At 47.7% G+C, this 22948-nt stretch carries 25 protein-coding genes; 20 read left to right on the top strand and 5 right to left on the bottom strand.

Features of this window, described 5'->3' with window-relative positions:
• Position 1: 1 nt before the first annotated feature.
• The 9 genes from moaE to SDEN_RS00580 all read left to right on the top strand — a co-directional run bounded on the left by moaE (position 2) and on the right by SDEN_RS00580 (position 6807).
• Positions 2–472 carry a molybdopterin synthase catalytic subunit MoaE gene (gene moaE, locus SDEN_RS00540; RefSeq protein ID WP_011494570.1) on the top strand — a complete coding sequence of 157 codons (471 nt, stop codon included), beginning with the start codon at positions 2–4 and terminating at the stop codon, positions 470–472.
• Positions 472–1353 (top strand): molybdate ABC transporter substrate-binding protein, encoded by an 882-nt coding sequence (gene modA, locus SDEN_RS00545; protein ID WP_011494571.1) that lies wholly within the window; start codon positions 472–474, stop codon positions 1351–1353. The genes moaE and modA overlap by 1 nt, the downstream gene beginning before the upstream one ends.
• A complete protein-coding gene (modB, locus tag SDEN_RS00550) occupies positions 1353–2024 on the top strand; it encodes a molybdate ABC transporter permease subunit (RefSeq protein WP_011494572.1) in 672 nt (223 codons plus the stop codon). The genes modA and modB overlap by 1 nt, the downstream gene beginning before the upstream one ends.
• On the top strand, positions 2014–3141 hold the full coding sequence (locus tag SDEN_RS19675) for an ABC transporter ATP-binding protein (protein ID WP_011494573.1): 1128 nt from the start codon (positions 2014–2016) through the stop codon (positions 3139–3141). Before modB ends, SDEN_RS19675 begins: the two co-directional genes overlap by 11 nt.
• 82 nt (positions 3142–3223) lie before the next feature.
• The gene (locus SDEN_RS00560) at positions 3224–3754 is read left to right on the top strand and encodes a hypothetical protein (protein WP_011494574.1); all 531 of its coding nucleotides are present in this window, start codon (positions 3224–3226) and stop codon (positions 3752–3754) included.
• Between the two features lie 15 nt (positions 3755–3769).
• On the top strand, positions 3770–4447 hold the full coding sequence (locus tag SDEN_RS00565; RefSeq protein WP_011494575.1) for a response regulator transcription factor: 678 nt from the start codon (positions 3770–3772) through the stop codon (positions 4445–4447).
• Positions 4448–4517: 70 nt separating this feature from the next.
• On the top strand, positions 4518–5753 hold the full coding sequence (locus SDEN_RS00570) for a sensor histidine kinase (RefSeq protein ID WP_408640232.1): 1236 nt from the start codon (positions 4518–4520) through the stop codon (positions 5751–5753).
• A 59-nt stretch (positions 5754–5812) separates the two neighbouring features.
• Positions 5813–6493, top strand: coding sequence for a TIGR01621 family pseudouridine synthase (locus tag SDEN_RS00575; protein ID WP_011494577.1), 681 nt, complete (start codon positions 5813–5815; stop codon positions 6491–6493).
• Positions 6494–6624: 131 nt separating this feature from the next.
• The gene (locus SDEN_RS00580; protein ID WP_011494578.1) at positions 6625–6807 is read left to right on the top strand and encodes a DUF2986 domain-containing protein; all 183 of its coding nucleotides are present in this window, start codon (positions 6625–6627) and stop codon (positions 6805–6807) included.
• A gap of 64 nt (positions 6808–6871) precedes the next feature.
• On the opposite strand, the gene moeB is transcribed toward SDEN_RS00580, so the two are convergent.
• Positions 6872–7639 carry a molybdopterin-synthase adenylyltransferase MoeB gene (moeB, locus tag SDEN_RS00585; protein ID WP_011494579.1) on the bottom strand — a complete coding sequence of 256 codons (768 nt, stop codon included), beginning with the start codon at positions 7637–7639 and terminating at the stop codon, positions 6872–6874.
• A 51-nt stretch (positions 7640–7690) separates the two neighbouring features.
• A complete protein-coding gene (gene glp, locus SDEN_RS00590; protein ID WP_011494580.1) occupies positions 7691–8938 on the bottom strand; it encodes a molybdopterin molybdotransferase MoeA in 1248 nt (415 codons plus the stop codon).
• Between the two features lie 154 nt (positions 8939–9092).
• Here glp and SDEN_RS00595 point away from each other — a divergent pair, with 154 nt between their 5' ends.
• Positions 9093–9365 (top strand): GIY-YIG nuclease family protein, encoded by a 273-nt coding sequence (locus SDEN_RS00595; RefSeq protein ID WP_011494581.1) that lies wholly within the window; start codon positions 9093–9095, stop codon positions 9363–9365.
• 142 nt (positions 9366–9507) lie between these two features.
• On the top strand, positions 9508–10395 hold the full coding sequence (locus SDEN_RS00600; protein WP_157599802.1) for a hypothetical protein: 888 nt from the start codon (positions 9508–9510) through the stop codon (positions 10393–10395).
• Between the two features lie 55 nt (positions 10396–10450).
• Here SDEN_RS00600 and SDEN_RS00605 read toward each other — a convergent pair whose 3' ends face one another.
• The 3 genes from SDEN_RS00605 to hslR all read right to left on the bottom strand — a co-directional run bounded on the left by SDEN_RS00605 (position 10451) and on the right by hslR (position 13563).
• Complete coding sequence (locus tag SDEN_RS00605; protein ID WP_011494583.1) at positions 10451–11992, bottom strand: phosphoenolpyruvate carboxykinase; 1542 nt, start codon at positions 11990–11992, stop codon at positions 10451–10453.
• A gap of 245 nt (positions 11993–12237) precedes the next feature.
• Positions 12238–13104, bottom strand: coding sequence for an Hsp33 family molecular chaperone HslO (hslO, locus tag SDEN_RS00610; RefSeq protein WP_011494584.1), 867 nt, complete (start codon positions 13102–13104; stop codon positions 12238–12240).
• A gap of 60 nt (positions 13105–13164) precedes the next feature.
• Complete coding sequence (hslR, locus tag SDEN_RS00615) at positions 13165–13563, bottom strand: ribosome-associated heat shock protein Hsp15 (RefSeq protein WP_011494585.1); 399 nt, start codon at positions 13561–13563, stop codon at positions 13165–13167.
• Positions 13564–13805: 242 nt separating this feature from the next.
• Between hslR and gspC the strand changes: the two genes are divergently transcribed.
• The 9 genes from gspC (at position 13806) to gspK (ending at position 22945) form a co-directional block, all read left to right on the top strand.
• Positions 13806–14717 (top strand): type II secretion system protein GspC, encoded by a 912-nt coding sequence (gene gspC, locus SDEN_RS00620; RefSeq protein ID WP_011494586.1) that lies wholly within the window; start codon positions 13806–13808, stop codon positions 14715–14717.
• 26 nt (positions 14718–14743) lie between these two features.
• Complete coding sequence (gspD, locus tag SDEN_RS00625) at positions 14744–16861, top strand: type II secretion system secretin GspD (RefSeq protein WP_011494587.1); 2118 nt, start codon at positions 14744–14746, stop codon at positions 16859–16861.
• Between the two features lie 7 nt (positions 16862–16868).
• On the top strand, positions 16869–18413 hold the full coding sequence (gspE, locus tag SDEN_RS00630) for a type II secretion system ATPase GspE (protein ID WP_011494588.1): 1545 nt from the start codon (positions 16869–16871) through the stop codon (positions 18411–18413).
• Positions 18414–18415: 2 nt separating this feature from the next.
• Complete coding sequence (gspF, locus tag SDEN_RS00635; RefSeq protein ID WP_011494589.1) at positions 18416–19639, top strand: type II secretion system inner membrane protein GspF; 1224 nt, start codon at positions 18416–18418, stop codon at positions 19637–19639.
• A gap of 81 nt (positions 19640–19720) precedes the next feature.
• Positions 19721–20155 carry a type II secretion system major pseudopilin GspG gene (gene gspG / locus SDEN_RS00640; protein ID WP_011494590.1) on the top strand — a complete coding sequence of 145 codons (435 nt, stop codon included), beginning with the start codon at positions 19721–19723 and terminating at the stop codon, positions 20153–20155.
• A 23-nt stretch (positions 20156–20178) separates the two neighbouring features.
• The gene (gene gspH, locus SDEN_RS00645; RefSeq protein ID WP_011494591.1) at positions 20179–20766 is read left to right on the top strand and encodes a type II secretion system minor pseudopilin GspH; all 588 of its coding nucleotides are present in this window, start codon (positions 20179–20181) and stop codon (positions 20764–20766) included.
• A complete protein-coding gene (gene gspI, locus SDEN_RS00650; protein WP_011494592.1) occupies positions 20753–21118 on the top strand; it encodes a type II secretion system minor pseudopilin GspI in 366 nt (121 codons plus the stop codon). Before gspH ends, gspI begins: the two co-directional genes overlap by 14 nt.
• Positions 21102–21857, top strand: coding sequence for a type II secretion system minor pseudopilin GspJ (gene gspJ, locus SDEN_RS00655; protein WP_011494593.1), 756 nt, complete (start codon positions 21102–21104; stop codon positions 21855–21857). The genes gspI and gspJ overlap by 17 nt, the downstream gene beginning before the upstream one ends.
• A complete protein-coding gene (gspK, locus tag SDEN_RS00660; RefSeq protein WP_011494594.1) occupies positions 21857–22945 on the top strand; it encodes a type II secretion system minor pseudopilin GspK in 1089 nt (362 codons plus the stop codon). The genes gspJ and gspK overlap by 1 nt, the downstream gene beginning before the upstream one ends.
• Positions 22946–22948 lie beyond the last annotated feature (3 nt).

The raw sequence follows: 22948 nt of genomic DNA on the forward strand, positions 1-22948 counted from the left end.
GATGACAGCTAAGGTAAAAATCGCGGTACAAGAGGCAGATTTTGACCATGCCCAGGAGTATGCCCGTATTGCACAGGACAATAATGATGGCGCCGTCGTCACCTTTTGCGGCAAGGTGCGTGATTTTAACGAGGGCAATGAGATTACTCGACTTACCCTAGAGCATTACCCAGGTATGACAGAGTCTGTACTCGCGCAGATTTGTCAGCAGGCCCTGCAGCGCTGGTCGATAAACCATTTAACTGTGATCCACCGTGTCGGCAGCCTAGATTTAGGTGAACAAATTGTCTTTATTGGGGTGAGCAGTGCCCACAGAGGGGATGCTTTCGCCGCTTGTGAATACCTTATCGACTTCTTAAAAACCAAGGCACCCTTTTGGAAACTTGAAGCCACTCATCAAGGAGAGCGTTGGTTAGATGCCAGGGACACGGATGAAGTCGCCGCAAACACTTGGCAACAAGGAGAAGCTTAATGGGGTCGAGGTTTGTTGGCAGTCAAGCCGTGGTTAGGCGAGCATTGATTTGCCAAATGGGTCATGGGGTTAGTGTGAGCATTAGCCGCAAATGGCTTGTCATGAGTATCTGCTTGTTGCTGCTGAGCTTAAGCCTTGGGATCACCACTCAGGCAATGGCCAATGATAAAGGTCCCTTAATTGCTGCTGCAGCCAATGTGAAGCTGGTACTGGATAAAATTATTGCGGACTACCATAACGACACAGGGGCGAATGTTCGGGTGTCTTATGGCTCATCGGGTAATTTTGTCGCGCAAATTCAGCAAGGTGCACCCTATGAGTTGATCCTCAGCGCCGATGAGTTCTATGTGAACAAACTGGCGGCATTAGGCCTAATTCAAGGCCAAGGCCGCATCTATGCCATAGGTAGATTAGCACTGGTCGCACCCCATCACTCCCCAATGAGTTTAGATGCCGATCTCCATGGCCTTAAGCAGCTATTGGCAACGGGAGGCTTAACACATTTTGCCATTGCCAACCCAAAGCATGCCCCCTATGGCGAGCGGGCTGTTGAAGTGTTAACTGCCAGCGGAAATTGGCCGCAGATAAAACATAAACTCATCCTAGGGGAGAATGTCTCTCAAGCCTTGCAGTTTGCCTTAAGTGGCTCGACTCAAGGAGGCATAGTGGCACTGTCCTTGGCGCAACATGCTGAGTTTAAAGAACACGGTCGCTACATCGCCTTGCCTGAGACTTGGCATCAGCCGCTTAAGCAGCGCATGGCCTTGATAAAGCATGCCAGTATTCAAGCCAAAGACTTTTATGAATATCTGCTATTACCATCGACTCAACAAACCTTCACCGAGTTTGGTTTTGCTGCCGCAGTAACGGGGGACAATTAATGGATTGGCAAGCATTTTGGTTGTCCATTAAGCTCAGCAGCATGACTGTGGTTATCCTGATCCCGCTGGCAATGTTTGCGGCAAAATTTTTTGCATATCATGATTTTAAAGCTAAACCTTGGCTAGAAGCGTTAGTCATGGTGCCCTTAGTGCTGCCGCCCACTGTGGTGGGTTATTATCTGCTGGTGGGGCTAGGAAGCCAAAGCTTAGTGGGGCAATGGTTAGCCACTTACTTAGGCACCTCTTTAGTGTTTAATTTTTCCGGGTTAGTGCTGGCCTCAGTTCTGATTAATATTCCCTTCGCCTTGCAACCTATTCAAAGAGCATTCGAAGCCATCCCCATGGATGTGCGCGATGCGGCGCTGTGCTGCGGCATGTCACCTTGGGCGAGATTATATAAGATTGAACTGCCCATGGTATGGCCCGGGGTGCTGACTGCCATAGTCTTGTGCTTCTCACATGTATTGGGTGAGTTTGGTGTGGTGCTGATGCTGGGCGGTAATATTGCCGGTGAGACCAAGACGCTGTCTATCGCCATCTATGACAGCGTGCAAGCCTTCGATTTAGCAGCCGCAGGCTCAATGTCATTATTTTTATTGGTGTTTGCGGTGAGCGTGTTAGCCCTGACCAGTCATTTGTCACGGCGTATGGTGGCTGCTAATGGCCAATAACCCTGATGAATTTCGTTGCCAGATAAGTCAACAGACTCCTATTCCCTTGCAATTGGACTTTAGCTGCCAAGGTGGAGAGATCCTCGCCATAGTAGGGCCATCGGGTGGCGGTAAGACCAGCTTACTGCGCATGCTGGCGGGTTTGAGTCAACCGCAAGAGGGGGAGATTAGCTTAGGTGAGGAAGTGTGGTTTGATAGTGAAAAGCACTTATGTTTATCACCCCAGCAGCGTCATATCGGCTATGTACCACAGCATTTTGGCTTATTTCCGCGCTTAACAGCGTTAGAGAATGTGCTGGCCGGGTTAGATCATTTACCCAAGTCCCAGCGGCGAGAACACGGCCTAACTTGGTTACAGCGGGTTGGCTTAGGCGACTATGGCCACAGATTACCTAGGCAGCTTTCTGGTGGTCAAAAACAGCGGGTTGCCCTTGCTCGGGCGTTGAGCCGTGAGCCTAAGGTCTTGTTGCTGGATGAGCCTTTCTCGGCCCTAGACGTGCAAACCCGCGATGGTTTATATCAACATCTTATTCAACTTATCGATGAACTCGCCATTCCCATCATCTTAGTGACTCATGATATTCAAGAGGCATTTTTATTGGCGGATAAGATGCTACTACTGCACCAAGGGAAAATGCTCCAAAGCGGCGCTCCCGCTGAAATTTGGGCAAAGCCAGTGAATGAGCTGGTGGCGCGGCAGATGGGGCATAAGAATATTTTGCCTGTAGAGTGTATCGGTCTCACTCAGTCAGACGCCGAGTTTAGTCTAGCGGGACAAACTCTGCGGCTGCCATCGGCTACCGGGATTGAACTTGGTACCCAATTCGGCTGTATTTTTAATCAAGCAAGTCTTAGGCTTATGCCCTTAGAGGTTAATCAACTGGGGGATACAGCCGAACATTGGCTATGGGTTAGGGTCATTCAGGTTCGCGTTATTGCTGGCGCCGTGCGGGTTGAACTCATGCTTGAACAGAGTGAATGCATGCTTGAACTCATACTTGAGCCGGGCTTAAATCTTGAGTTTGGCTTGCCGGGGTCTAGATTATTGAATATACAGCCAAACCAGCGAAGACAGTTAGCCGTCGACCCTTGGAGGCTTATTCTCATCCCTTCATGATCAATGTTTAATATTTCAATGCTTGGGACTTGCCCACAGCTTAGGTAAAGTAGTGGCAATGATTAATCTTATGGGGCCATTCATGTTTCGTAATCTGTTTATTTTTCTCGCCTTTTCCATTAACTCCTTCAACGTATTGGCGGCGCCCAGCATGTACCAGGTGCTCTCTGAGGGGGAATACCAAACGCCTATTTCAGTGATGAAACAGCTAGAGGCCAATAAAGGTGACATGATCGTTGCGTTTGACATGGAAATCGAAGCGGATGAATTAATATATGAATTCGTGATAGTCAATTTAGTGAAGCAGCAGTTGATTGAGACTCGAATACGGGCCAAAGATGGCGCTAAACTCAAAGACAGCAGTAAAACTATTGCCGCCGATGATTTAGACCAAGTGCAAGCGGTGAAAATGTTGCAAAGGAAGCAGCTTAGTTTTTCTGATTTGGTCAGTATGGCCATGAAAGACAAGCCAGGGTTTTTATTGGAAGCCGAATTAGATCATGATTTGGCGATAAGCTACTTAGAGCTTAAATTGCTCACTGAAATGAGTAAACACACTGTCGCCTTCGATATCGACAATTTGCGCCCATTACCTCTGCTCAAATGGGACTAACCTTAAGGTTCTGACATGAAAATCTTAATCATTGAAGATGATGCCACCACACAAAGCTATTTAGTCGAAGGGTTTGCGGCTCAGAATATTGCCACTGACACCGCCTCCGACGGCCAAGAAGGTTTACACCTTGCTAGGCACAATAGTTACGATTTAATCGTGTTAGATCGCATGTTGCCAAAGCTTGATGGTTTGACCTTGTTAGGCGCCTTACGCAGCAGTGGCAACAGCACCCCAGTGTTGATCCTCTCGGCGCTTAACCATGTGGATGAAAGAGTCAAAGGTCTTCGGGCCGGTGGCGATGATTACATGACTAAGCCCTTCGCCTTCGCTGAGCTGTTAGTCAGGGTAGAGAAACTGACCCAAAGAAATCAAGGTATAGCAGCACCGGCTGAATTGGTTGTCGGTCAGCTCAGAATGGAGTTATTAACACGAGTGGTGACCTTAGCTGAGCATGAACTTATGCTGCAGCCTAAGGAGTTTCAATTGCTTAAATACCTAATGGAACACCCGAATAAGGTGATTAGTCGTACCTTATTGTTTGAAGCCGTGTGGGATTATCACTTCGATCCCAGAACCAATGTCATCGATGTGCATATTGCTAAGCTCAGACGCAAGTTTGAGGAAATTGGCTTCCCCGAGATGATAGAGACAGTCAGAGGAGCCGGTTATCGCCTCAGCAAAGGGCATTAGACCCTCCCAGAGTAGCACCTGGCGCATCACGATCATCTTCTCAATATTAGTGACGCTCTTGATTGTATTGCTGGTAGCTAGCTTGTATAGACAACTAATTATAGAGCAACAAAATCAAGTGGCTAGCCACTTGGCGTCGGAAAATCAGCGTTATCAGCAGTTGTCATTAACCGTCAATCGTCGCAGTTTTGCGGCGCAAATTCGCGCCGCGGATCCTAAAACCGCCTTTATCGCATGGCGCAGTAGCGTCGACATGGTAGGGGCGTTAACCTTTGTGCCTGACAACATGCCTGTGCTACCAGAAACCAAGGATTTCCCCATTTTTACCGGCGGGCCGGATAAGCTGCATATATTGACCGGCGGCCTAGTGATGACCCGCTATGGCCCTGTGCTTATTGCTACCCGTACGGATCATCTCGCCACCTTGATTGATAAATTTATTAGTGCGGCGCTCTGGGCTGTGGGATTAACCCTAGGCTTAACCTTAGCCTTAGGTTACATATTTTCTAAGGCCATTTTACGCCGCTTAGTGCATTACAATCGCTTGAGTGAGCAAATTGAGTTGGGCCAATATGACACTCGCTTACCCCTGAGCAACAAAAATGATGAATTCGACATGCTGGCTAAGCAATTTAATCGGGTCTTGGATACCTTAGAGCACAACCTAATGGCCGTGCGCGGTGTGACAGATAATATAGCCCACGATCTGCGTACCCCCTTGTCACATCTGCGTATAGGCATAGAGAGGCTGGAGGCTAAACCTAGTGCTGAGCTAGCTGGCGCCAGTGCGGATTTGCTGGAGGAGTTAGATCACTGTCTTGCCACCTTCGATGCCATGCTGTCGCTCACTCGTATCGAAGAGGGCCAGCAAAGCTTAGATTTGCAGCAAGTTTCCCTGCAAGGCTTATGTGAGGACTTGTTCGAAATGGCCGAAGCCATGGCCGAAGCGAAATCTCAGCGATTAAGCCTGCATTTGGCTGAGGACATTAGCATAGCCGGGGATAAACATTTGCTGTTCCAAGCGCTATTTAATCTGGTGGATAACGCCATACACTATTCCCCAATCGGTGCTGATATTGAGCTTAGGCAGCAAGGTAAATTAATTAGCATCAGTGACAATGGCCCTGGCATCGACGACAGCGATAAGGAGCGGGTGTTCGAACGTCTAGTGCGATTAGATCCCAGTCGCCACCTTAAGGGCACAGGGTTAGGTTTATCTATGGTGAAAGCTATTTTGATGCGCCATCAAGCGCGCATTACACTCTTGGATAATCACCCTGGGCTCAGAGCCGAAATTCAATTCTAGAGTCGCAGCAGTACCATTGAGCTTCAAGGCCAACAGGCATCAATTCGTTAAGTGGATATATGTATCAAATAATCAGTGATGAATCCGACTTTATTGTCATAGATAAGTATGCTGGTGTGCATTTTCATAGCCAGGATGGCAGCGCCGGCGTGGTCGCGCAATTAGAAGCTGACTTAGGAATTAAGCTGTTTGCAGTACACAGATTAGACACGCCCACATCGGGACTGCTTATCTTGGCTAAAAATCCTCTAGCGGCGCGGCGTTTTACTGAAATGTTCACTGAGCATAAAGTACAGAAATACTACCTAGCCATAGCCCAAGGTAAACCTAAGAAGAAACAGGGCTGGGTAATAGGGGATATGGCTAAGGCTCGCCGCAGTATGTTTAAGCTGCTTCGCAGCACTGAGAATCCTGCAGTAACACAGTTTTTCTCCCATTCCATCGTCGAAGGATTACGTTTATATCTGCTTAAACCTCATTCGGGCAAGACACATCAACTTAGGGTGGCCTTAGCCAGTATTGGCGTGCCCATTTTAGGGGATAAGCTCTACGGCGTGAACTCGGCGGAGCATGACAGATGCTACTTACACGCCTATTGCTTGGATTTTAGCTATCAAGGTAAAGCCTTTCATTATCTTTGCATGCCAACTCAAGGCAATATTTTTGAGATGCAAGCTGTGCAGCAACAGCTTACTCAACAGTGGTCTCACCCTGAATTATTATCTTGGGCTGCACGCTAGATGAAAGATGATTAGCTGTACCGTATGCACTAAGAGGTTATGCCAATAAAGACTTACGCTGGCGGCGTGGTTATAATGTTCGCTTATTCGAGTGTAATAAACCTCGAGCGGATCGGCGTATTGAGGCTGTTATGAATCGCAAGAAGAAAATAAACCAAACCCTAAAGGCAAAAGCGAAAAAAGCCAATGCTAAAAAAGCCGGCATACCTGCCAATAAGCCAAAATACATAGCTAAAGCAGATAGAGAGCAAGCGAATGCTTCTGTGGAAGCCAATGATAGCGTGGGAGTTGAAGTGGGCTCAGAGGTCGATTAGCACCAAAGCTCAAACCGGTATCGCCTGTGTATACCTTGCTCAGCCTTGCTCGCTTTATTAGCTGCTAATTTCTGCTAGCACCGCATACAGGGCAGGCAGGATTTTTTAATAATTTCATCTGCCTAAACTCCATGGTCATGGCATCAATCAGCAGCACCTTAGCCTGCAGACCTTGACCCAATTGAGTTATGTACTTGATGGCTTCGGTGGCTTGAATGGCGCCGACTATGCCAACCACGGGGGCTAAAATCCCCGCCTCGACACAGCTCAGGGCTTGCTCACCAAAGAGTGAACTATAGCAATGGTAGCAAGGGCTGCTTGCTTGATAATCAAACACAGTGACAGTCCCTTCCATGCGAATAGCAGCTGCTGACACTAAGGGCGTTTTGTGATTAAAGCAGCTCAGGTTTAGGTCCTGCCTGATGGCCAGGTTATCGGTACAATCTAATACTAAGTCATGGGACTGAATTAACTCAGTTAACTGGTTTTGGTTAAGTTTGCCATTGATGCTATTCAATTTGATATGGGGGTTAAGCTGCTGCAGACTCTGCTTAGCCGAATCGACCTTGTTTTGACCTATATTCTCATCATGGTGTAATACTTGTCGCTGTAGATTAGATAACTCAACCGTATCAAAATCCACTAGAGTGAGTTCACCCACACCGGCTACGGCCAAGTATTGGCTGGCTGCACAGCCTAGGCCGCCCAGCCCTATCATTAATATTTTGGCTTGCTTTAGGGCTTCTTGACCTTCTAAGTCCACCCCTTTAATGGAGATTTGCCTGCTGTAACGCATCATCTCAGTATGGGATAGGATCTCGGCTTCAAACATTAACGGCTACCTTTTATCGTTTATTATCAGATGTATACAGCCAGCATACTATCAGGATAGTACTGAGTTAAAAGGCTCGACTCTGACCATGGTGCCAGCATCTAGATCACCTTGCTCTTGCTCTAATAAAACAAAGCAATTGGCAAGACTCATGGAGGTCAACATACCAGAACCTTGGCCGCCTGTGATGGCAACGCAGGGCTGGTTACCCGCATCATAGGAGAGGATCCCCCTTTGATATTCCACCCGCCCAGGCTGCTTGCGTATTGGGCTAGTGAGCTTAGCGGGAAAGGTTAAGCTGGGCACTAATTCAAGGCCTTGCATCTTTTGCAGTAAGGGCCACACCAACTTGTAGAAGGTCACCATAGAAGAGACAGGGTTTCCAGGGAGGCCACAGAAGACAGCTGAACCTATTTTACCGAAGGCGAAGGGTTTGCCGGGTTTGATGGCTAGCTTCCAAAAGTTAATTTCCCCTTCCTCGGCGAGCACTTGCTTGATGTAGTCGGCGTCTCCGACAGAAACGCCGCCTGAGGTTAAAATCATATCAGCGCTCGCGGCGGTGCGAAATGCAGCGCGAATGGCTTCTTTATCATCGGAAATCACACCTAAATCGACTAATTCCACATTGGCTCTGTGCAATAAACCATGGATAGAGTATCGATTAGAATCATAAATTTGCCCAGCTGCCAGCTCACTGCCGACGGGTCTTAATTCATCTCCGGTGGAGAAAAATGCCACTTTAAGCCTGCGGCTGACACGCACATGACTCACGCCTATGGTGGCCAATACCCCAAGTTCTGCCGCCCTTAGGGTGATGCCTTTTTTAAGTACCTTAGTACCAGAGGTCAGCTCTTCAGCCCTAAGGCGCACATTGGCGCCGCGCATTTTAGGGGGCTGGATATAAACTTTATCACCCTCTTGCTGGGTTTTTTCTTGCATCTGCACGGTATCAAAACCTGCAGGCATGGGCGCCCCAGTCATGATCCTGATACAAGTGTTAGCCCCAGCTTGGCCTTGGAAAGGGTGTCCGGCAAATGAGCGACCTGCTAAGGTAAGGCGGTGAGTGTCTTGGCCACTTAGTTCATCGAACCGAAAGGCGTAACCGTCCATGGCCGAGTTATCAAAAGGAGGCAGGTCGATGCAAGAAACGAGATCTTCTGCCAACACCCGGCCTACTGCTTGGCTTAAACTCAGCACTTCGGTATCAGCTACAGGTTTCACTTGTGCTAACAATAACTTAATGGCATCCACAGGATGGAGTAAGGCGGGCTGGGCACAGGCATCGATTGGGTTAGTCATACAAGCATCCTCGTAGGCTTTAAATTGCAAACATAAAGCATAACTTCATGATAGATGAGTTATTATGCCATGCTGAGTGTAGATAACTATGATCTCGGCAATGCTTTGGCTATTTTAGGTTTAAATAACGACATAAAAATATCAGAAATAATGTATGGAAAATGAAAAACAGTCGCCTTGGTATTTATATCTAGTGCAATGTGCCAATAGCCATCTATATACAGGGATCACTAAAGATGTCGCTAGGCGCTTTAGCGAGCATCAGCAAGGTGGCATCAAGGCCGCAAAATTTTTAAAAGGAAAAGGGCCGTTAACCTTGGTTTATCAAGAGCTTGTTGGTAGCCAAAGCCAAGCATTAAAACGTGAGTTAATGATTAAAAAACTCACACGGGCACAAAAACTGCAATTGATTAATGGACATCAATAATCTCATGCAACTGGTCTCGCATACCCAAGCTTCATCCTCACCCCGCAAGTCTAGGGGATATTTATGCTTGCCTTCATGGCTTTGGTTAACCCTACTTAGTAGCTTTTCCTTAACTGAAACAAAAGCTTCAACCATAACCAGTGTGGAACAAAGTGCGAAAGCCGCCCCGCAGGAGCTAATCGAAGGGGGGCATGAGCATCAACACATCCCCCTCGCTTCTCAGCGGATAAGACTGCCTCCGCCGCCATTAAATATGGCATCCAGTTATGATTATTTTTATGACTTGCTTGAATTGATTTTGATAAAAACTCAGGCCGAATATGGCCCTGTGATATTGGAAACGCTTCCGAGCGCTCTATCTCAATCCCGTGGCTTAAGCTCACTCAATTCTGGTCTCATTGATATCATCTGGGCAGGCACAAATATAGAAAGAGAGCAGCGCTATACTCCCATACGTATTCCATTGGTTGGTGGCTTATTAGGCATGCGAGTCCCAGTGATTAAGCGAGTTCGGTTAGCCGAATTTCAAGCCATTCGTATGCCAGAGCAACTTAAAAAACTCACCGCCTGCCAAGGCTCACAATGGCCAGACTCTGACATACTAGAAGCCAACGGTTACAAGGTTGAGCGGATTATCATGTTCGAACTCATGTATACCATGTTGAATCATGACCGCTGTGATTATTTCCCTCGAGGAATAAACGAGGTATTTTCCGAACTCGATGGCCCAGAACGAGATGAGTTAATGGCGTTTGAAGGCATCTTGCTGCGCTATTCTATGCCTATGTACTTTTTCGTTAGTCAGGAAAATGTTCAACTGGAGCAGCGCTTGACTTCAGGATTGGAGGCCATGGTGGCTTCTGGGGAACTAAAAAAATATATCTTGAGCCATAAGGTGACTCAAGGCATCTTCCCCTTGAGTCGCTATCATAATAGCCGGATATTCGAGTTAGTTAATCCAAGTTTGCCAGCCAGCTTAGTCGATCGTCCTGAGCTTTGGATTAAGCTAAAAAAAACCTCAAAACAATGAATGTTTTGAGGTTTCTTATTCTCTTAAGCATTTAAGCCATTAACAACTTAACAGATTAGGCTTTTGGGCCTGCCTGCTTAATCGCCTCAGAGACTTGATACTTAGCGAAGTTACTGTTGAACTCCTGGGCTAATTGCTTAGCATACTTAGCGTACATGTCTTTGTCTGCCCAGGTATTGATAGGGTTAAGCAGTGTGCTATCCACCCCTTCAATGGCTAATGGCACGGCAAGGTTTAATGTGGCTAAGTGCTCAGTCGGTGCATCTTTTAAGCTACCAGACACGATAGCATCGACGATGGCACGTGTTGTTGGGATGTCAAAACGCTTGCCTACGCCATGGGGACCACCAGTCCAACCTGTGTTGACTAAGTACACTTGGCTGTTGAATGACTCGATGCGTTCTATCAATAGCTCAGCGTAAACACCGGCTGGACGTGGGAAAAATGGCGCACCAAAACAAGTGGAGAAGGTTGATTGTATGGCTGAGGTTGAGCCCATTTCAGTGGAACCCACTTTGGCCGTGTAACCCGACAAGAAGTGATAGGCGGCTTGCTCTTTAGTCAAAATTGACACAGGAGGCAGTACCCCAGACACGTCACAGGTCAAGAACACCACGGCATGAGGTTCATTGCCACGGTTTTCTACCTTACGCTGAGCGATATGCTCAAGGGGGTAAGCCGCGCGGCTATTCTCTGTTAAGCTGCTGTCTTTATAGTTCGGCACGCGGTTTTCATCGAGCATAACGTTTTCAAGCACAGTACCAAAACGAATCGCATCCCAAATTACCGGCTCATTTTTCTGGCTTAAGTCGATACACTTGGCATAACAGCCGCCTTCGATGTTAAATACCCCACCCTTGGCCCAGCCGTGTTCGTCATCACCGATAAGAAAACGTTTTGGATCGGCTGACAAGGTGGTCTTGCCTGTGCCCGATAGACCAAAGAATAACGTGGTGTCGCCATCTTGACCTACGTTGGCCGAGCAGTGCATAGGCAATACGCCTTTGGCTGGCAAGAGGAAGTTCTGTACCGAGAACATGGATTTTTTCATCTCACCAGCATATTTAAGGCCAGCAAGCAGCACTTTGCGCTCGGCAAAGTTTAAAATCACCACCGCATCAGAATGGGTGCCATCTCGACTTGGGTCACAGACAAAGCCTGGGGCGTTAATAATTTGCCACACGCCTTTGTCACCACGATTGAAGTGCTCAGGAGTGATAAACAAGTTACGGGCAAATAGCTGGTGCCAAGCGTATTCAGTGGTGACACGAACGGGTAGATAATGTTCGTCATCGGCGCCGACTTCGAGTTCTGATACAAATAATTCTTTTTCAGAAAGATAGGCTTCAACTCTGCCCCAGAGTGCATCGAAGGCACCGGCATCGAATGGCTTGTTGACTGGACCCCATTCGATATCAGCTTCTGAGCTAGGCTCTTTAACGATAAAACGATCCGCAGGAGAGCGGCCAGTGCGAGCACCGGTTAACGCTACCAGTGCGCCATTGGCAGTGAGTCGGCCTTCGCCACGTTGAAGTGCAATTTCAACTAACTCGGCGCTGGTTGGGTTAAGGAAAGTGCGAGGTGCTCCATCTGTCATAAATAAAATCTCCATGTCTTTAGGTCAGAGTACCAGTCTGTTGCTGGTTGAGTTTGTATTCAGTAAAAGCTGCCAAGGTTTGTGAACATGGCCTGATTTTTATGGCGGCTATTGTATCTTATGGAAACTCAGCTGTAACAGCCTTTGTCGTGATATGTGTGTTCTAGATTTGGGACGCAGTGCGGGTTTGGAAGACAATAAAAAAGGCGCCTATTGGCGCCTTTTTTATTGAGTGGATTGGCAGACTATTGGGTCTTAGTCTGACTGGTGTCTGCGTTATCACTAAAAAGCGCGGCAATGTCGATGGCGTCGAAGCTATAGCTTGCGGTGCAATACTCACAGCCCATGTCGATTTTGCCTTCTTCGGCTAATATGGTCTCAAGCTCTACAAGACTTAAGGTTTTAAGGGCGCCAGCACTGCGCTCTCGTGAGCAAGTACATTTAAAGCTGACATCCATGGGCTCGAATAACCTGACCTCTTCCTCATGATATAAGCGGTGCAATACTTCTTCAGCGCCTAGGTCGAATAACTCTTGAGGCTTAATCGTTTGAGTCAGCACTGACAAATGACTGAAATCATCATTTTGCTCTTGCTTGCTCGGCAAAACTTGCAGCAGCATGCCGGCGGCTTGCGCGTTTGTGGCGAATAAGTGGATTTGGGTCGGCAATTGTTCGGACTGATTGAAATATTCTTCTAAACAGGCGGCCAAGGTACCGTGCTCTAAAGAGACTATGCCTTGATATCGCTCACCTTCATCTGGGGTCAGGGTAATCACCATATAGCCTTTGCCCAGTAAAGTCGGCAAGCTGGCATCTTTAGCAAGTTCGCCTTTCCAGCGGGCAACACCGCGCAGCTGCAGTTCATTATTACCATTGATAACCGCCAATGACACAGGACCATCACCTTGCAGTTGAACACTAATATCACCACTGAATTTGATGGTTGCAGTGAGCAGCGAAGTGGCAGCCATCAGCTCGCCTAACAATACCTGCAGCGCTTTAGGGTAGTCTTGGGCGGCTAACATGGCTTGAAAACTGTCTTCAAGCTGGACTAATTGGCCGCGAACATCGGCATTATCAAACAGGTAACGGTGTAAAATATCTCTACTCATGACTATCTCGTGGTTTGGTGTTCTGTAATTTAAGTTAACTCGCAGATGAACTCTTGCGGGCTAATATTGTTTAACTTTTAGCAATTGACGTCTCTGTTTCTTATCCGGTTTATGCACAGGAGCCGGATTAAGTAAGATGTTTAGACGTCGAGCCTCGGCATTGACGGCGCGCTTTTGCTGGCTCTCTTGGGTTTCTTGGTAGAGTGTCTGAGCTAGGGCCGCGCCTTGCCTGTGTTCCGATAAACCCAGTATGACTATGTGTTTGTCTTCCATACCTTGGCGTATTCTTAAATGGGCACCCAATTCGACATTGCGACTGGATTTAGCCCGCTGGCCGTTGTAATGTACTTTACCGCCATTAATCATCTCTTTGGCTATTGCGCGGGTCTTATAAAAACGTGCTGCCCATAGCCATTTGTCTAATCGAATCTTGTTGTTTTCGTCTTGGTCGTCGCTCATTTTTTCTCCAAGAAAGTATGAGTTCACAAACGGATGAAAAAGTACTGTGATATTGCCACTATTAATTGTTAACTTGTGGTGGCTTTATCGCCATTTAAGGGCCGTCAACATAGCATATTTAGGCTATTTTCGCCAATCCTTATACAGTGGGCTTGTTGCTGAAAGCTGGCTGGGTTAGCATTAGACGGGTTCAATAAATTAACATAATCAGAACAGAGGCCTGGCAGAGGGCCCGAATTAATATGGATGTATTAGATAACTTATTAGCAAAAGCCGCCAGAATACCTCATAAGCAACTGAGTTTGTTTGTTTTTTGGTTTTTATTTGTGATTGTGTCATTACTGGCAGCACAAGTTACATGGAAGTTAATACCTGCCAATGCGCCGCTTGCAACATGGCAGGCGTCAGCTATTGCTTCAACTACCGCAAAGTCGATTAACCTTCAAGGTGTGCATAATTTACATTTATTTGGCAATCATGATGCCAGCCAAGTGAGTCGGGCCCCAGTGGTTGAAACCATAACCGACGCCCCTAAGACCAGCTTATCAATTTTGTTGACAGGCGTTGTCGCGTCGACAACAGAGACTCAAGGTTTAGCCGTCATCGATTCTCGCGGCGTACAAGATACCTATAGCCTAGGGGATAAAATCAGTGGGACGTCGGCCTCATTAAAAGAGGTGTATGCGGATCGCATTATTATCACTAATGCGGGTCGTTATGAAACCTTGATGCTAGACGGCCTGCCTTACACAACCAATGGGCAAGTTAATCAGCAATTACAGCAGGCCAAGCAAAGCCAAGACGTGTCTCGGGTCGATCAACGCAATAATCAGCAAGTCTCACAGGAATTACGCCAATCCCGTGATGAGTTATTGGCAGACCCAAGCAAAATTACAGACTTCTTAGCCATTTCGCCAGTGCGAAATGGTGACTCACTCGCGGGTTATCGCCTCAATGCTGGCAGAGATGCCGCCTTGTTTAAGCAGGCGGGTTTTCAGGCTAATGACTTAGCCAAATCAATTAATGGATTTGATCTGACCGAAATGAGTCAGGCATTAGAAGTGATGGCCGGATTATCTGAGTTGACCGAAATCGCAGTCATGGTTGAGCGCGATGGGCAGCTGGTCGAAATCATGTTTAGTTTGCCAGAATAATACTGGTTTTAGGGGATAAAAGCATAATGAATAACAAAGGGATCCGCCGTAAGCTACTGCTGAGTGCGTTGACAGGCGCTGCATTACTCACATCACAACTAGCGTGGTCGGAACAATATGCTGCCAACTTTAAAGGCACAGACATTCAAGAATTCATTAATATTGTAGGTAAAAACCTCAATAAGACCATAGTGGTCGACCCCACTATTCGCGGTAAAATCAATGTCCGCAGTTATGATCTGCTCAATGATGATCAATACTATCGTTTCTTCCTCAACGTATTGCAAGTCTATGGCTATGCGGTTGTTGAGATGGAAAATAACATCATTAAGGTTATCAAAGATAAAGACGCTAAAGTGTCGGCAATCCGTATTGCCGATGATAAAGTCCCTGGGGTTGGCGATGAAATGGTCACTCGTATCGTGGCGCTTTACAACACAGAGGCGAAGCAACTTGCGCCATTACTGCGCCAACTTAACGATAACGCTGGCGGCGGTAACGTAGTTAATTATGACCCATCGAACGTGATGATGATAACCGGCCGTGCCGCCGTGGTGAATAAGATCGTTGAAATCATTCGCCGAGTCGATAAACAAGGGGACACTGAAGTTCAAGTCGTCCCACTCGAATATGCTTCAGCCGGCGAGATGGTGCGTATTATCGACACCCTTTACCGCGCCACAGCCAACCAATCGCAAATGCCGGGTCAGTCACCGAAAGTGGTCGCCGATGAGCGTCTCAATGCTGTGATTGTCAGTGGTGATGAGAAGAGTCGCCTGCGGGTGGTGTCACTTATTCGTAAACTGGATGCCGAGCAAGCCAGTACCGGCAATACCAAGGTGCGTTACTTGCACTATGCCAAGGCCGAAGATTTAGTCGAAGTGTTAACCGGTTTTGCCGAGCGTTTACAAGAAGGCGGTGATAAGGGTGCCCAGCAGGGCGGCGCTAAGCGTCGTAATGATATCAATATCATGGCCCATGTGGACACCAATGCCTTGGTTATCAGCGCCGAGCCTGATCAGATGCGCACCATAGAAAGCGTGATTAATCAGCTAGATATTCGCCGTGCGCAAGTTTTGGTTGAGGCCATTATTGTTGAAGTTGCCGAGAATGATGATGTTGGTTTTGGCATTCAATGGGCCAGCATGGCTGGCGGCGGCACTCAGTTTAACAACTTAGGCGCCACCATAGGTGAAGTCGGTGCGGGTGTGTGGGCTGCCCGTGAAAAAGACGTTGCTCAGGTGACTACGATTGATGCGAATAATAAGCCTGTAGTGAGTAATAATCCTAAAACCGAAGGGGACTACACCTTGCTAGCCCAAGCGTTAGGCAAGGTTAACGGTATGGCTTGGGGTGTGGCAAGCGGCGATTTTGGCGCGCTTATCCAAGCCGTGTCCAGCGATACTAACTCTAACGTATTAGCCACACCTTCGATTACCACCTTAGATAATCAAGAAGCTTCTTTCATCGTGGGTGACGAAGTGCCTATCTTAACTGGCAGCCAGAACTCCAGTAATGGCAATGCTAACCCATTCCAGACGGTTGAGCGTAAAGAGGTCGGCGTTAAGCTTAAGGTGACACCGCAGATCAACGAAGGCACGGCGGTTAAGCTCACCATTGAACAAGAAGTGTCAGGTATCAATGGTAAGACCGGGGTGGATGTCACCTTCGCGACTCGCCGTCTTACGACTACGGTAATGGCAGATTCGGGTCAAATTGTTGTTTTAGGCGGTTTGATTAACGAAGAAGTGCAAGAAAGCATCCAGAAAGTGCCTTTCTTGGGCGACATTCCCTTTATTGGTCATCTGTTTAAGTCGTCGTCTAGCAGTAAGAAAAAGAAAAACTTGATGGTGTTTATCAAGCCCACCATTATTCGTGATGGTGTGATTATGGAAGGTATCGCGGGTCGTAAATACAATTATTTCAGAGCTCTACAACTTGAGCAGCAGGTGCGCGGCGTTAACTTAATGCCAAATACCGAAGTGCCAGTGCTGGAAGAGTGGAACCAGGATGCGTATATCCCTGAAGACGTTAATCGTGTGCTTGACAGATACAAGGATGGCAAAGGCCTAGATACAGACTTACGCAATAGCGATGCGGCGCTAAAGGCCATTTCAGACAATAAAGCATCGGCCGATGAGTGAGGCACTGATGACTGATCAATTGGCACAAGTGTCCAACGACTTAACCTTAGAGCTTGAAGATGCCGATGAGGTGTTTCACTCCAATAGCAAGGAGCGCTTGCCGTTTGCATTTTCTCAGCGTTTTCAATTGGTACTGGCTAAGGAACTGGGGGTGTTAAGTCTGTTTTATACTGACAATACTCCGCTCAATGCCATGCTAGAAGTACGCCGCTATACCGCCGCCGAGCTGCCTTTGATTAAGCTTGAGGTGAATAAGTTTGAGTCTAAACTCACTCAAGCTTATCAGGCGAATTCCTCCGAAGCACAGCAGCTGATGGAAGACATAGGCAACGAGATGGATTTATTCACCCTTGCCGAAGAAATGCCTCAGACCGAAGATTTATTAGAAGGGGACGATGATGCGCCTATCATCAAGCTGATTAATGCCTTGTTATCTGAAGCCATCAAAGAAGAAGCCTCAGATATCCATATCGAGACCTATGAAAAGCAATTAATCGTGCGTTTTCGCATTGATGGTGTGCTCAAAGAAGTGCTCAAGCCTAATCGCAAACTGTCCTCCTTACTGGTATCGCGCATTAAGGTCATGGCCCGCCTGGATATCGCCGAAAAACGTGTGCCCCAAGATGGACGTATCTCGCTGCGCATCGCGGGTCGTGCAGTGGATGTGCGGGTATCGACCATGCCATCGAGTCATGGCGAGCGGGTGGTGCTGCGTTTACTGGATAAAAACACCGGTAATTTAGATCTTAAACAGTTAGGCATGACGCAAGGCATACGTGAGAAATTTGATGCGCTTATCCGCAGACCTCACGGCATTATCTTGGTCACAGGCCCCACAGGCTCGGGTAAGAGTACTACCTTGTATGCCGGCCTTACCGAAATTAACTCTAAAGATACCAACATATTAACCGTTGAAGACCCCATCGAGTATGAACTTCATGGGGTCGGCCAGACGCAAGTAAATATCAAGGCTGATATGACCTTCGCCCGTGGTCTGCGTGCGATTCTACGTCAAGATCCCGATGTGGTCATGATAGGTGAAATTCGTGACTTAGAAACCGCCCAAATTGCGGTGCAAGCCTCATTAACCGGTCACTTAGTGATATCAACCCTGCATACCAATACTGCCTCTGGTGCCATTACCCGTCTGCAAGACATGGGGGTCGAGCCTTTCTTGGTGTCTTCGAGTCTCTTAGGGGTGTTAGCCCAGCGCTTGATCAGAACCTTGTGCCCAAGTTGTAAGGTAGAGCATGAGCCCGATATGCGAGAGCGTGAGCTGTTAGGGATTAGTGACAGTGACCCAAGGCATATATACCGTGCCAATGGCTGTAAGGCTTGTGGTAATAACGGTTACCGTGGCCGTACGGGTATTCATGAATTACTGACAGTGGATGACAGCGTGCGTGAACTTATCCATGGGGGTAAGGGCGAGCTTGCTATCGAGCGTTATATTCGTCAAAGCGTGCCTAGCATACGTCACGATGGCATGAGCAAGGTGCTCGCCGGGGTGACCACACTTGAAGAAGTGCTACGTGTGACCCGCGAGGAGTAAACATGGCAGCCTTCGAATATAAAGCCTTAGATAAACAGGGCAAGCAGCAAAAAGGCGTTATCGAAGCCGATACCGCCAGACACGCTCGCAGCCAGCTTAGGGATCAGCAGTTAATGCCCCTAGAGCTTAGCCAAGTCAATGAAAAAGAGTCTAAGGCCGGAGGTCAAGGCTTTAGCCTATTTAAGCGCGGCATTCCCGTGGCCGACTTAGCCTTGATCACTCGCCAAATTGCCACCTTAGTGGCGGCCGGTTTACCTATTGAAGAGGCCTTAAAAGCCGTGGGTCAGCAATCTGAGAAAGACCGTCTCGGCAGCATGATCATGGCGGTGCGCTCACGGGTGGTAGAAGGTTATAGCTTAGCCGATTCCTTGGCCGAGTTTCCGCATATTTTCGACGATCTTTACCGCGCGATGGTGGCCTCCGGTGAGAAGTCGGGCCATCTCGAAGTGGTGCTTAATCGTCTTGCCGATTACACAGAAAGACGCCAACAGCTTAAATCTAAACTCACCCAAGCCATGATTTATCCTGTGGTATTAACTCTGGTCGCCATAGGTGTGATTGGGGTACTTTTAGCCGCAGTGGTGCCCAAAGTCGTCGGCCAGTTCGAGCACATGGGCCAAGAGTTGCCGGGCACCACACAGTTTTTGATTTTGGCATCGGACTTTGTTCAAAGTTATGGTGTCTTAGTCATAGGCCTGATTGTGCTGTTATCAATTGGTTTGCAACGGTTACTCACCAAACCCTTATACCGAATGAAATGGGATACCCTGCTGCTAAGCATGCCTGTGATAGGTAAAGTCAGTAAGGGCCTAAATACGGCTCGTTTTGCTCGAACGTTAAGTATTCTATCGGCAAGCTCAGTGCCTTTATTGGATGGCATGCGTATCGCTAGCGAAGTCTTGCAAAATGTGAAAGTGCGCGCCGCTGTGGATGAAGCCACCGCTAGGGTTCGCGAAGGTACTAGCCTCGGGGCTGCACTCACGCAAACCAAACTGTTTCCCGCCATGATGCTCTATATGATCGCCTCAGGTGAGAAGAGTGGTCAGCTGGAAAACATGCTCGAGCGCGCCGCAGATAACCAAGACAGAGAATTTGAAGCCAACGTCAATATCGCCTTAGGGGTGTTTGAGCCTATGCTGGTTGTCAGCATGGCAGCTGTGGTCTTGTTTATTGTCATGGCCATCTTGCAGCCCATATTAGAATTGAACAACTTGATCAGTGGCTAGTGCGTGTTTATCTCACTGGCGAGTATGCAAATACATTAACCCTCTTTAGCGTCATCAAATTATTTAACGGAGATAGTCTCAATGAAACAGAATCGCAAACAACAAGGTTTTACCCTATTAGAAGTCATGGTCGTTATCGTGATTTTAGGTATTTTGGCCTCTATGGTAGTGCCTAACCTTATGGGTAACAAAGACAAGGCTGACCAACAAAAAGCCGTGTCAGACATAGTGGCATTAGAGAATGCCTTAGACATGTACAAGTTAGACAACAGCTATTACCCAACTACAGATCAAGGCTTAGATGCCTTAGTCAATGCGCCAACCTCGTCACCTGAAGCCCGTAATTATCGTGAAGGTGGTTATGTGAAGCGTCTGCCACAGGACCCTTGGGATAATGCCTATTTGCTACTTAGCCCAGGCGAGCAAGGTAAGATAGACATTTTCAGTGCAGGACCGGATCGTCAGCCGGGCACAGAAGATGATATTGGCAGCTGGAACCTGCAAGACTTTCAATAAAGCATGACACTGAGTTGAATACTATGCAGCACTCCCGCCAACGGGGCTTTACCTTGCTCGAGGTGTTACTCGTGGCCTTGCTTATGGGGCTTACTGCGGCTGCGGTAACCATGACCATGGGTGACGCTGGCCCAGAGAAGGAACTCAAACGTGCGGCGCAGCAATTTATTGCCGCCACTGAGGTGGTGTTAGATGAAACTGTCCTCAGCGGTCAGTTTGTCGGCATAGTGGTGGAAGAGAACAGCTACGAGTTTGTTTATTATAAAGAAGAAAAATGGCTACCCATAGAAGATGACAGACTGCTGGCCTTGCGTCAGTTGCCTGAGTTTGTCACGCTAGATCTCACCATAGATGGTTTGCCGTTAGTGCAAGAAGATGAGCTAGAGGATGAATCTTGGTTCGATGAGCCCTTTATAGAAGCCGAAACCGAGTTAACTAAGACACAGAGACAACGCCCCGATCCGCAAATTTTATTGTTCCCCAGTGGCGAAATTACCGCCTTCGAGTTAAGAGTCAGTGCTAAGAACGACAAGCTCGAAGTCGTAGATGTGTTTATCAGTGGCGATGCCATGGGACGTTTACATTTGGGGCGCGCCGATGAAACGTACTAAAGGCATGACCTTATTAGAAGTCATCGTTGCTTTGGCGGTGTTTTCCATCGCCGCTGTGGCCGTGACTAAAAGCTTGGGTGAACAGATGGCTAATATGCCCATCTTGGAAGAGCGCACCTTGGCACAATGGGTTGCCAGTAATCAGATGGTCGAAGCCAGACTCACTAGCGAATTCCCAGATATTGGCCAGAAAGAAGGCCAAGTGGAGCTTGCCGGTAAGCAATGGTATTGGCGCCAGAATGTGGTCAAAACCACAGACGATAAGTTTCGCCAAATTCGCATTAGTGTCAGCGATGACGACAGGTATAAACGTATCCAAGCCCAGTTGAGCAGCTATGTACATCAAAAGTAACTTAGGCAGCCGCGGCTTTACCTTATTAGAAATGCTCATTGCGGTGGCGATTTTTGCCATGCTAGGGGTTGCGGCCAACAGCGTGCTGTCCACTGTAATGCGTAACGATGAAGTCACCGCAGATTTTGCTAAGCGACTTAAATCCTTGCAACAAGGTTTTGGCGCCATAGAGCGGGACTTGGGACAGATTGTGGCCCGCACACCAAGGCTACTGGATGGGAGTCGTGCCACCGCAGTGTTTCAATATGGCAGCGATATTTTAGATTCTGAATCAGAGTCGTTAGTTTTTTACCGCCTAGGTTGGCTTAATCCCGCCGGCATCTTGCCACGGGGCACGCTGCAGTCTGTGGCTTATGTGGTGCAAGAAGGGCGCTTGGAGCGCTGGTATCATCCTTATCCAGAGCCTGACAGTGGCGCCGAGCCACTAAAAAGCGTGATTATCGATAATGTCTTGTCGGTGGAATACGCGTTTTTCAGCAGCGACAAATGGCAGAAACAAGTGGCGAACACCCAACTGCCAGAAGGTATCGCCATTAAGGTGGAAGTGGAGGGTCTAGGCTTTATCGAACGTAAGTTTTTATTGCCTAAGGGCGCAGCAGTTGTAGACAGTGCTTCGGGTTCGCCAAATGATCCGAACGACCCTAAAAATCCAGATAACGGACAAGACATTAAGCCGGGCGATGGAGATGGTCGAGACAAACGCGATGATGGTGATGAAGATCAAAGGAAGCGTGATTAATGGGCCCGAGTAAGCAGCGCGGCGTCGCGTTAATCACTGTGATATTGATAGTGGCCATGGTGGTTATCATAGCCACTAACATCAGTGCTCGTAACCAGCTGTCCATGCGCCGCACTATGAACTTAACCCAATATGATCAAGCCTATTGGTATGCCTTATCGGCAGAAGAGCTAACCAAAAAAGTATTAAAGCAAGATTTAGACGACAGCAAAGGCATAGTCCATAGGCAACAGTTTTGGGCCTTGGCCGATGTGGTGTTCCCTGCCGAATACGGTGAAATTGTCGGCCAGGTGAGTGATATGCGCGCCTGCTTTAATCTTAATGCCTTGGCGGCGGTATCAAAAAGTAATGACAATGGTCAGCCAAAGTTACCCTTAGCGGCTAAGCAATTTAAAGCCCTGCTAGTGGGGTTGGGCATGGATGATTTTGCCGCCGAGCGCTTGACTCACACCCTAAAGGATTATGTGGATGCCGACAGCATCAATAGCCCCTATGGCGCCGAAGATGCGGAGTACGAGTCACGAAATGTGCCTTATCGTGCCGCTAATACCTTGATGAATCATAAAAGTGAGCTCAGGGCAGTATTAGGTTTTACCAAAGAAGTGTACCGGCATTTAGGGCCATTAGTGTGCGCCATCCCAGGTAACGACAGGCAATTATTGAATGTAAATACCTTAGAAATTGAACAGGCACCTTTGTTAATGGCCATGTTTGATAACCAAATATCCTTAGGCGAAGCCGAGAATATCATAGGCCAAGTGCCTGCCAGTGGTTATGAGAAGATAGATGAGTTTTGGCAAAACTCATCTATTGTGGGCTTGAAGGTGGATGCCGATGCAAAATCGAGCTTTGTTATCGACAGTGACTATTTCTTGCTAAAAGCGGGTGCTAAGGTGAACGAAGCCATTTTTAGAATGGAGTCTGTGCTGAAAAAAGGCTCTGGTAATTCCATGGACGTGTTAACACGTCAGTATGGCAATCAAGATTTTTATGCCAGCCCAAATGCCAGTAGCAGTACAAATAGTAGCAGCGAGCGCAGCACCAATAATAACTCGAATAACACAAATGAAAACAATAACAAGCGCTAGGCA

Origin of the sequence: Shewanella denitrificans OS217 (assembly GCF_000013765.1) — a bacterium.
Lineage (GTDB): Bacteria > Pseudomonadota > Gammaproteobacteria > Enterobacterales > Shewanellaceae > Shewanella > Shewanella denitrificans.

Bases quoted from the DNA above. Each gene is read 5' to 3' on its own strand.
- SDEN_RS19675 (WP_011494573.1), top strand. From the start codon at position 2,014: ATGGCCAATAACCCTGATGAATTTCGTTGCCAGATAAGTCAACAGACT.
- gspH (WP_011494591.1), top strand. From the start codon at position 20,179: ATGCAGCACTCCCGCCAACGGGGCTTTACCTTGCTCGAGGTGTTACTC.
- glp (WP_011494580.1), bottom strand. From the start codon at position 8,938: ATGACTAACCCAATCGATGCCTGTGCCCAGCCCGCCTTACTCCATCCT.
- gspC (WP_011494586.1), top strand. From the start codon at position 13,806: ATGGATGTATTAGATAACTTATTAGCAAAAGCCGCCAGAATACCTCAT.
- modB (WP_011494572.1), top strand. From the start codon at position 1,353: ATGGATTGGCAAGCATTTTGGTTGTCCATTAAGCTCAGCAGCATGACT.
- moeB (WP_011494579.1), bottom strand. From the start codon at position 7,639: ATGTTTGAAGCCGAGATCCTATCCCATACTGAGATGATGCGTTACAGC.
- SDEN_RS00595 (WP_011494581.1), top strand. From the start codon at position 9,093: ATGGAAAATGAAAAACAGTCGCCTTGGTATTTATATCTAGTGCAATGT.
- SDEN_RS00575 (WP_011494577.1), top strand. From the start codon at position 5,813: ATGTATCAAATAATCAGTGATGAATCCGACTTTATTGTCATAGATAAG.
- SDEN_RS00605 (WP_011494583.1), bottom strand. From the start codon at position 11,992: ATGACAGATGGAGCACCTCGCACTTTCCTTAACCCAACCAGCGCCGAG.
- hslR (WP_011494585.1), bottom strand. From the start codon at position 13,563: ATGAGCGACGACCAAGACGAAAACAACAAGATTCGATTAGACAAATGG.
- gspF (WP_011494589.1), top strand. From the start codon at position 18,416: ATGGCAGCCTTCGAATATAAAGCCTTAGATAAACAGGGCAAGCAGCAA.
- gspK (WP_011494594.1), top strand. From the start codon at position 21,857: ATGGGCCCGAGTAAGCAGCGCGGCGTCGCGTTAATCACTGTGATATTG.
- SDEN_RS00560 (WP_011494574.1), top strand. From the start codon at position 3,224: ATGTTTCGTAATCTGTTTATTTTTCTCGCCTTTTCCATTAACTCCTTC.
- hslO (WP_011494584.1), bottom strand. From the start codon at position 13,104: ATGAGTAGAGATATTTTACACCGTTACCTGTTTGATAATGCCGATGTT.
- gspD (WP_011494587.1), top strand. From the start codon at position 14,744: ATGAATAACAAAGGGATCCGCCGTAAGCTACTGCTGAGTGCGTTGACA.
- gspG (WP_011494590.1), top strand. From the start codon at position 19,721: ATGAAACAGAATCGCAAACAACAAGGTTTTACCCTATTAGAAGTCATG.
- gspE (WP_011494588.1), top strand. From the start codon at position 16,869: ATGACTGATCAATTGGCACAAGTGTCCAACGACTTAACCTTAGAGCTT.
- gspJ (WP_011494593.1), top strand. From the start codon at position 21,102: ATGTACATCAAAAGTAACTTAGGCAGCCGCGGCTTTACCTTATTAGAA.
- gspI (WP_011494592.1), top strand. From the start codon at position 20,753: ATGAAACGTACTAAAGGCATGACCTTATTAGAAGTCATCGTTGCTTTG.
- SDEN_RS00580 (WP_011494578.1), top strand. From the start codon at position 6,625: ATGAATCGCAAGAAGAAAATAAACCAAACCCTAAAGGCAAAAGCGAAA.
- modA (WP_011494571.1), top strand. From the start codon at position 472: ATGGGGTCGAGGTTTGTTGGCAGTCAAGCCGTGGTTAGGCGAGCATTG.
- moaE (WP_011494570.1), top strand. From the start codon at position 2: ATGACAGCTAAGGTAAAAATCGCGGTACAAGAGGCAGATTTTGACCAT.
- SDEN_RS00565 (WP_011494575.1), top strand. From the start codon at position 3,770: ATGAAAATCTTAATCATTGAAGATGATGCCACCACACAAAGCTATTTA.